Annotated in this window: 7 protein-coding genes and 2 pseudogenes; 4 read left to right on the top strand and 5 right to left on the bottom strand. The window is 59.0% G+C overall.

The genetic code is table 11. From position 1 onward, the window contains the following. Positions 1 to 576 precede the first annotated feature (576 nt). Positions 577 to 1,929: a GntP family permease gene (locus FBY04_RS15760; RefSeq protein ID WP_084319090.1), complete on the bottom strand. Its 1,353-nt coding sequence runs from the start codon at positions 1,927 to 1,929 to the stop codon at positions 577 to 579. Between the two features lie 81 nt (positions 1,930 to 2,010). Next, on the bottom strand, positions 2,011 to 2,544 hold the full coding sequence (locus FBY04_RS15755; protein WP_145315756.1) for a gluconokinase: 534 nt from the start codon (positions 2,542 to 2,544) through the stop codon (positions 2,011 to 2,013). 215 nt (positions 2,545 to 2,759) lie between these two features. Here FBY04_RS15755 and FBY04_RS15750 point away from each other — a divergent pair, with 215 nt between their 5' ends. The 4 genes from FBY04_RS15750 (at position 2,760) to FBY04_RS15735 (ending at position 5,995) form a co-directional block, all read left to right on the top strand. Beyond that, positions 2,760 to 3,791, top strand: a complete 1,032-nt coding sequence (locus tag FBY04_RS15750; RefSeq protein WP_084319086.1) for a LacI family DNA-binding transcriptional regulator — start codon at positions 2,760 to 2,762, stop codon at positions 3,789 to 3,791. 122 nt (positions 3,792 to 3,913) lie between these two features. Further along, a complete protein-coding gene (locus FBY04_RS15745) occupies positions 3,914 to 4,435 on the top strand; it encodes a hypothetical protein (protein WP_145315755.1) in 522 nt (173 codons plus the stop codon). A 194-nt stretch (positions 4,436 to 4,629) separates the two neighbouring features. Continuing rightward, positions 4,630 to 5,262 carry a glutathione S-transferase family protein gene (locus tag FBY04_RS15740; RefSeq protein WP_145315754.1) on the top strand — a complete coding sequence of 211 codons (633 nt, stop codon included), beginning with the start codon at positions 4,630 to 4,632 and terminating at the stop codon, positions 5,260 to 5,262. Between the two features lie 178 nt (positions 5,263 to 5,440). After that, entirely contained in the window at positions 5,441 to 5,995 is a 555-nt protein-coding gene (locus FBY04_RS15735) for a hypothetical protein (RefSeq protein ID WP_145315753.1), read from the top strand. A 91-nt stretch (positions 5,996 to 6,086) separates the two neighbouring features. On the opposite strand, the pseudogene FBY04_RS33240 reads toward FBY04_RS15735, so the two are convergent. The 3 genes and pseudogenes from FBY04_RS33240 to FBY04_RS15725 form a co-directional block, all read right to left on the bottom strand. Next, a pseudogene (locus FBY04_RS33240) lies at positions 6,087 to 6,518 on the bottom strand (methyl-accepting chemotaxis protein); the annotation flags it as partial. A 111-nt stretch (positions 6,519 to 6,629) separates the two neighbouring features. Next, positions 6,630 to 7,301 (bottom strand): annotated as a pseudogene (locus FBY04_RS33235) (PAS domain-containing protein); the annotation flags it as partial. 516 nt (positions 7,302 to 7,817) lie between these two features. Then, complete coding sequence (locus FBY04_RS15725) at positions 7,818 to 8,690, bottom strand: LysR family transcriptional regulator (protein WP_145315751.1); 873 nt, start codon at positions 8,688 to 8,690, stop codon at positions 7,818 to 7,820. Positions 8,691 to 8,746 lie beyond the last annotated feature (56 nt).

Below are 8,746 nucleotides of genomic sequence, written 5' to 3'. Positions count from 1 at the left end.
GGATGTTCCGCACGGATGGGCTGATCGCAAAAACCAACGCCTGACACCTGTAGGAGCCGGCTTGCTGGCGATGCAGGCGACTCGGTTTAACGCCTAACCGAGTCGATTCCATCGCCAGCAAGCCGGCTCCTACAAACGCGTTGCGGTACAGCAGCAGAATGAAGCCCAGGCCTACAACGGACAGATTCGTCAGGCCGTGCGCGGGACTCGCGGGATGTTCCGCACGGATGGGCTGATCGCAAAAACCAACCCCTGACACCTGTAGGAGCCGGCTTGCTGGCGATGCAGGCGACTCGGTTTAACGCCTGACCGAGTCGATTCCATCGCCAGCAAGCCGGCTCCTACAAACGCGTTGCGGTACAGCAGCAGAATGAAGCCCAGGCCTAAAACGGACAGATTCGTCAGGCCGTGCGCGGAGTTCGCGGGATGTTCCGCACGGATGGGCTGATCGCAAAAACCAACGCCTGACACTTGTAGGAGCCGGCTTGCTGGCGATGCAGGCGACTCGGTTTAACGCCGAGCCGAGTCGATTCCATCGCCAGCAAGCCGGCTCCTACAAACGCGTTGCGGTGTTGCTTAAACGAACAACGACAGCAGCAGAATGAAGCCCAGGCCTACAACGGACAGGATGGTTTCCATCGCCGTCCAGGTCTTGAAGGTTTCCGCCACGGTCATGTTGAAGTACTGCTTCACCAGCCAGAAACCAGCGTCGTTGACGTGAGACAGGATCAACGAACCGGCACCGGTGGCCAGCACCAGCAACTCACGGTTCACACCCGGCATCATCCCCACCACCGGCACCACGATGCCAGCGCCAGTAATGGTCGCCACGGTCGCCGAACCGGTCGCGATTCGGATCACCGCCGCCACCAGCCACGCCAGCAGAATTGGCGAGATCTGCGCGGCCACCGCCATGTTACCGATGACATTACCCACGCCGCTGGTTACCAGCATTTGCTTGAAGCCACCGCCGGCACCAATGATCAGGATGATCGCGGCGGTCGGCGCGAGGCTCGCGTCCAGCCATTTGAGCATCTGGTTGGAGCCAATGCCTTGCTTGTAGCCGAAGGTGTACAGCGACAGCAGCAATGCCAGCAGGAGGGCCGAGATCGGGTGACCGATCAGGTCCATGAAGGTGCGGAAGAAGTTACCTTCCGGCAGCACCACATCGGCAAAGGTCTTGAGCAACATCAGGAACACCGGCGACAGCACGGTGATCAGGGTGATGGAGAAGCTCGGGAGATCGGCAGAATCGTTCTCGCGCGCCAGTTGATCCACCAGTTCCTGGTTGGGATGACCGGGAATGTATTTAGCGATGAAGGTGCCGTAGATCGGGCCGGCGATGATGGCCGTCGGCAGCGCAACGATCAGACCGTAGAGGATAGTCTTGCCGATGTCGGCACCGAACACGCCGATGGCCAGCAACGGACCCGGGTGCGGCGGAACCAGGCCGTGCACCGCAGACAGGCCGGCCAGCAGCGGGATACCGATCTTGATGATCGACACGCCGGTACGCCGGGCAACGATGAACACCAGCGGGATCAGCAGCACGAAGCCGATTTCGAAGAACAGCGGAATGCCCACCAGGAACGCGGCGAACATCATTGCCCACTGCACCTTGTCCTTGCCGAACGCGCGAATCAGGGTCTGGGCAATCTGATCCGCCCCGCCCGACTCGGCCATCATTTTGCCGAGCATCGTGCCCAGCGCGAGGATGATCCCGACGAAACCGAGCACCCCACCGAAGCCGTCCTGGAACGCCTTGATGATGGTGCCGATCGGCATGCCGGAGGTCAGCCCGAGAAAGGCTGCGGCAATGATCAGGGCAATGAACGGGTGGAACTTGAACTTGGTGATCAGGACGATAAGCCCGATCACCGTGACCACTGCATCGAGCAGCAGGAACGTCTCGTGGGACATGCCAAACATTAGGGGTGTCTCCTGGTTGTTGTTGTTATTAAAACGGGTAATTCGAAAGCCATAAGGACAGCGCTATCTCTTCGAGCAAAATCAACCGGCGCGTTTCAAGCCGTGTTCCAGCCACCAGGCATGCGCCTGTTTCGCCAATTGGTCGACGCTGTGGTTCGAGGCATCGAGGGCCAGGGTCAGCGGCTCGCCAACGGGGGATTCAAGGGTGGCGAACTGGCTGTCGATCAGCGTCGACGGCATGAAATGGCCCGGCCGATGGGAGACACGATCGGCCGCCACTTCAGGCGTGAGTTCAAGGAACACGAAGCCCAGGCCCGGCAAGGCGCTGCGCAGACGTTCACGGTAAATGTGTTTGAGGGCCGAGCAGGTCAGCACCGGGCGTGCGCCCGTGGCGTCGACGCGGCGCAGTTCGTCGCACAGGCTGTTGAGCCAGCCGGCACGGTCGTCGTCGTTCAGGGGAATGCCTGCGCTCATCTTTTCGATATTGGCGGCAGGGTGAAAAGTGTCGCCTTCAATGGCAGTGGCGCCGCTAAGCTCGCACAGGGCTTCGCTGACGCAGGTCTTGCCGCAACCGGCAACGCCCATGATGACCAGGGCGGTGATGGGATGATTCATGTAACACCTCAGCGCGCAGACAGCGCTACCTTTGAAAGCTATGACACTCGTTCAAAAGCAGAAGTTGCCGACGCCTTCTTGTCATTTTTGTGGGTTGCAGCGTGTTCGTTCCCGACGCCGAAAAGCGAGGTTCAGGCAAAACTCGCTTACGCATTTGCAGCTGCCTCGGGACAGCGCTACCTTAGTGCCTTGAATTTTGTTTGGCAAGCTGCCCGATGACCTCCCCTAAAAACGATAAAAATACTCGAACCACTGGCCGTCCTACCCTCAATGAAGTGGCTCGACTGGCCGGCGTCAGCCCGATTACCGCCTCCCGCGCCTTGCGTGGCGTGAGCACGGTGGCCACCGAACTGGTGGAAAAAGTCCAGAAAGCGGCGCTTGAGCTCAACTACGTGGTCAACCCCGCCGCCCGCGCGTTAGCCTCGGCCCAGAGCCATTCCGTCGTGGTGTTGGTGCCGTCGCTGTCGAACTTGCTGTTCATCGACACGCTGGAAGCCATTCATCAGGTTTTACGACCGAAGGGCTTCGAAGTGCTGATCGGCAACTTCCATTATTCGCGTGATGAAGAAGAAAACCTGCTGCGCAATTACATGGCGTATCAGCCTCGCGGCTTGCTGTTGACCGGGTTTGATCGCACCGAAAGTTCGCGGCGGATGATCGAGGCGAGCAACATTCCCTGCGTGTACATGATGGAACTGGACAGTGCGGCAGGCCTCAATTGCGTCGGTTTCTCGCAGCTCGCCGCCGGCGAAACGGCGGCCGAGCATTTGCTGTCACGCGGTCGCAAGCGCCTGGCCTACATCGGCGCGCAACTGGACCAGCGCACGTTGCTGCGCGGCGAAGGGTTCCGCAAAGCCCTGCAAAAGGCCGGTCGCTATGACCCGGACCTGGAAGTGCTGACCCCGCGCGCCTCCTCCGTCGGCCTGGGTGGCGAGTTGTTCCTCCAACTGATCGCCAGTCACCCCGATGTCGATGCAATCTTCTTCGGCAACGACGACCTGGCGCAGGGCGCTTTGCTGGAGGCGATGCGCTGCGGGATCAAAATCCCCGAACAAGTGGCGATCCTCGGCTTCAACGACCTGCCCGCCTCGGCCCACATGGTCCCGCGCCTGAGCAGCATCAGCACCCCACGCGAGGCCATCGGTCGACGCGCCGCAGAGCAGATGCTGACCTTGATGGCGGGCAACACGGTGGCGAAACCGGTGCAGGACATGGGGTTTGAGTTGAAGGTGCGCGAGAGCACGTAGTTCAGGGCTGATCGTTGCCACGCTCGAAGGACTGAACGGGAACGATCAGTTACACCTTTTATCCTTTACCCCATACGCGCCGCGTGCAAAATCCGCCCTCTCCATTCCCGGCGGACTCGTACATGCGCAAGACAATCATCATGGCCTTCCTGCTAGCCGTCTCGTGGGGACAGACGCTTCAGATACAGGCTTCTGAGCCAGACGATTGGACTCATTTCCTGAACGACCCGCGTTTCATGCCGGCGATCAAAACCTGCCTCGCCGCCCACCCCAAGGGGCTGGGCCCCGCTGTCGTGATGAACGTCTGGCATGCAAATGTCGAGGGCGTTGGCGTCACGACCACCGACCTGACCGGGCGCAGGAATGTGTGTTATGCCGCTAAGGACACAGGCGTGCTAGAGCACTCAAAGACCAGGTTCGATCCCGACGGCCCGCTGTTTGTTTCGGTGGACCAGGCCAAGGTTGCGCCCAGAGGCGAGTGCATCGAGCCGACGCCGGTATTTATCGATCAACAGCTTCAAGGCTGGATCCTCAGGCAACCGCTCCTCAATCAGCACCTCCCCAGTGCATGCTCGACGCCAATCTGGACCGATCTGATACCGCATGACTTAAGGTCGCCAGCGCTTGCGCAGCCAAACCGTTAAACGGCGCATCGCCGACGCGGCGGGTTTTCAACTAATCTTGATGAGTGCTTCCCATCCCGCTGATTGCGGGGCGGATGAACACCAGCCCGGTGCGAGCCTCTCTGCTGGATTTGGCAACCCGACCCGATTGAGTCGCGCATTGGCCGACACGCTGTTAGATTCCTGAAGCGTCGAATCGCTAAAGGAGTAGCTCCATGGAACACACACTGAAAATCCTGGGTAAAGCATCGTCCATCAACGTCAGAAAAGTCCTGTGGACGTGCGACGAGCTGAACATTTCCTACGAACGCGAGGACTGGGGCAGCGGGTTCGCATCGACCCACAGCCCGGAATTCACCCGACTCAACCCCAACGCGCAGGTGCCGGTGATCATTGATGAGGCCGGCGTGCTGTGGGAGTCCAATACCATCTGCCGCTATCTGGCCGGCAAACACCCGCATCACGATCTGCTGCCGCACGAACCGGCGGCGCGAGCGCGGGTCGAGCAGTGGATGGATTGGCAAGCCACCGACCTCAACACCTCCTGGAGCTACGCGTTTACGGCCCTGGTGCGCAAGGATCCAGAGTTCCAGGACGCGCATCGCATTGCCAACGGCCTGCGCGACTGGAATCAGAAGATGAGCATCCTCGAGCATCAACTCGCGGCCACCAAAGCCTATGTCGCCGGACCACGGTTCACTCTGGCCGACATTGTCATCGGGCTGTCGGTCAACCGCTGGTTGATGACCCCGATGGACCGCCCCGACTTCCCTGCCATCGATGAGTATTTCCAAAAACTGGCTCAACGCCCCGGCTTCCTCAAGCATGGCTGCAACGGCCTGCCTTGAAGTCATGCCTGCTTCGCGGCGGTCGACGGCTGCCGCACGGCGGCAAAGGTTAACCGCAAAATCCGCGATACCCGCCCACCATTTAAAACTTAACTTATTGATATATTTAGTATTTTTAATATAGGCATACTATTTGCTGAAAGCACTGCACCGCAAATACCTACAAGGTCTACTCATCATGTTGGTCAGTGCTAATAAACAATCGTTAATGACCCCCATCCCCAAGAAGCCTGGCGAAGATCCGACCGCCGAAGCCGCTGCCGGACTTCAGAGTGCGATGCTGCAAACGTTGCAAGGCAACGTTCAGGCGCAAACCGCACAAGTGCAAAAGTCCGCCACTCAAAACGCCACGCAGCAAGTCAGTGAGGCGAGCAAAATCAGCGACAACGTTGATGAAGCGTTCGCGAAAACACGCGTGGGACTGCAATTGACTTACGCCCCGCTTCCGACTGATGCGCAAGGCAAGTTCAGTGGTGGCACGGCCACGGACGCCTTCAAGGAATACATGAGCAAAACCCCGGAAGAGCGCATGCAGGAAGCCATTCTGGAAGAGATGGGCCTGACCAAAGAAGAAGTGGAACAAATGCCGCCGGAACAACAACAACAGGCGGTCGCTAAAGAAATGGCCGATCGCATGCAGGACAAGATAAAACTGGCGCAGGCCGAGAACGAAAACGGTGGTAGCGAGAAAGGCAGCCCTCAAGTGGTCGACAAGTTCCTCGCCTCGCTGTAACAACGCTGATGCTTTTGTAGGAGCCGGCTTGCTGGCGATGGCGATCTTGCGGACGCTATCGCCAGCAAGCCGGCTCCTACAGGTCTGTGATTCAATTCAACTGCAGCGTTGAGTTGAACTGGCTGATCGCATCCACGACATGCCGCGACCCCTGCTGAATCTCCAGAATCACCTCCCCCGCCTCGTTCGCCAATTCCACCCCAAGACCGGTCCGGCTCAGACTCGACTGCATGCTCGATACCGCGTTCAATGACAAATCATGGTTCTTGCGCACCACGTCGACGATCTCCAGCGTCGCCTGGCTGGTGCGTGCGGCGAGGCTGCGGACCTCATCGGCGACCACCGCAAACCCTCGCCCGTGCTCCCCGGCCCGGGCCGCTTCAATCGCCGCGTTAAGCGCCAGCAGGTTGGTCTGATCGGCAATGCCGCGAATGGTCTGGACGATGGTGCCGATAATGTCCGACTGCTTGCTGACCGCGTCGATGCTCAACGCTGCCTCGTTCAAGTCTTTGGAAATGTCCTGGATGATCTGCACCGTTTGCTGCACCACCTGCGACCCCTTCTGCGCGCAGGCGTCGTTCTGGACCGAGGTGCTGTGGGCCGATTCGGCAGCGGTTTGCAGGGTGGTCACCTGATTCGTGATGTCGCTGGCGAACTTGACCACTTTGTACAGCCGGCCCTTGGTATCGAACAACGGGTTGTAGGACGCTTCAAGGAAAATCGTATGGCCGTGTTTATCCTTTCGTTCAAAACGGTGCGAGTGATATTCGCCGCGATTCAGTGAAGCCCAGAACCCTTTGTAGGTCTGGGATTCAGCCTCGGCTCGGTGGCAAAACAGGCTGTGATGCTGACCGACGACTTCATTGAGCGAGTAATGGGTGGTCTTCAGGAAGTTGTCATTGGCCGTGATCACATTTCCTTCGGGGGTGAATTCGATCACCGCCATGGAACGACCGATCGCCGCGAGCATGCTTTCGTTTTCGTGCTCTTTGTTAATCCTGGCAGTGATGTCCGTGGCCACTTTGATCACGCTTTTTACCTGGCGATCAGGGCCGAAAACCGGCATATAGCTGGCTTCGAGCCAGATCTCCTTGCCCCTCTTGTTCAAGCGCAAGAAAGTGCCGCTGACCGGTTCGCCACGGGCCAGGTCACGCCACAATCTGGCGTAGTCTTCGCTGCGGTAATACGCTTCTTCGCAAAAGATCCGGTGATGTTTGCCGCGCACTTCCTCGACGCTGTAACCCATAGCGGCGCAAAAGTTTTCGTTGGCATCGAGGACAATGCCTTCAGGGGTGAACTCAATCATCGCCATCGAACGGCTGACGGCGGCCAGCTTCGCATTGGCCTCGCTCAGTGCACAGCTGTAGCGCTCGATTTCCAGCAGGTCAGCCTTGTGATGTAGGTTAAACATGGTCGTATCACCCTAAGTGCGGTCGTTTGATTGATGAAAGTTCTTCGGTCTTTCAACGTATCCACCACAACGTTCCATGGCACAGGCGCACACATTCCTCCACAGGAGGAATGGTCAGGTGATCGATGATGTTGAATCGGAGAGTCCATGTGGCAACGCTCTTATCAAGACATCCGTCTCTTGATAGCCCGGGACCGGGCCAGCCCTGATGTTTTCAAAGTAATTCCCTTTAATGAAAAGCTCCCTGTTGCTCGCATCGGTGCCTTGGACTGCGCACTCTTGAAGCGTGCATGACGGCCTTCATATTGCGACCGACATGGTTGTCAGGAGTGAGCATAGTCAGCCGCAATCGGCTTGCAAGGCCACTAGTCGGCCATCATCGAGGACAAAATCGGTTCAGCTGAAACCGATTCAGTTTTCAGCCAGCATGCTCAACAACGCCTGCACCGCTGCCGAGGGTGGCTTGTTCGCCGCGACCACCAAGGCGAATTCGCGATCGATTCGCGGTATCAGCGGCACCACACGCAGCCCCTGGAGCTGGCTCGGCAGGGTCATTTCCGGCACCAGAGTCACACCGATGTTTTCCCGCATCAGGGTGAACGCACTACTCCATTCACGGACCTCGACACGGACGTCATGCAACTGCAAACCGGCGTCGATGGCCAGACTGCGGGCATTGGTTGAACAGCCGCCGGTGGCCAGCACAAAGGGTTGCTCCGCCAACTCGGCGAGGGAGACACCCTCTTCGACCGAACGCCGCGCCAAAGGATGGCCACCCGGCAGAACCGCCACCCAGGCATCGCGCCCCAATCGGCCGGCATTGCGCTCCGGCGCCGGGTTCAACACCACACCGACATCCACCAGACCGCCGCCGAGCAGCGTTTCCACTTCATCGTCGCTGACTTCCAGGGCAACCACCTGTATGCCGGGATAAAGCCGATTGAACTGGCGCAGCAGCGGCGGCAGAAAGGTCGCCAGTACCATGGGGAAACTCGCCAGGCGAATCGTCCCGCGCTGGATGCCTTTGGCGGCATCGACGGTACTGCGGATGTTTTCCAGGGCACCGAGCATGGCGCGCGCCTGCTCGATGACCGGCAGACCAATGGCGGTCGGCAGGGTCTGGCGGTTTTCCCGGCTGAACAGTTGAACGCCGAGGGTTTCTTCGATCAGCGCCAGCGCCTGGCTGGCACCGGACTGGGTCATGCCGACCCGCTCGGCCGCGCGGGTGATGTTGCCTGTGTCCGCCACCGCCACCACCATTCGCCAGTGCATCAGATTCATCATGGCAGTAGCTTTCCTTATGGCCGTGTTCTGAAAGATTAATTTTACCGAGGGCGCCG

This window comes from Pseudomonas sp. SJZ080, from assembly GCF_007828295.1.
Classification (GTDB): Bacteria; Pseudomonadota; Gammaproteobacteria; order Pseudomonadales; family Pseudomonadaceae; genus Aquipseudomonas; species Aquipseudomonas migulae_A.
Note: the sequence above shows the minus strand (reverse complement) of the source record. Positions and strands in the feature narration are given on the sequence as shown.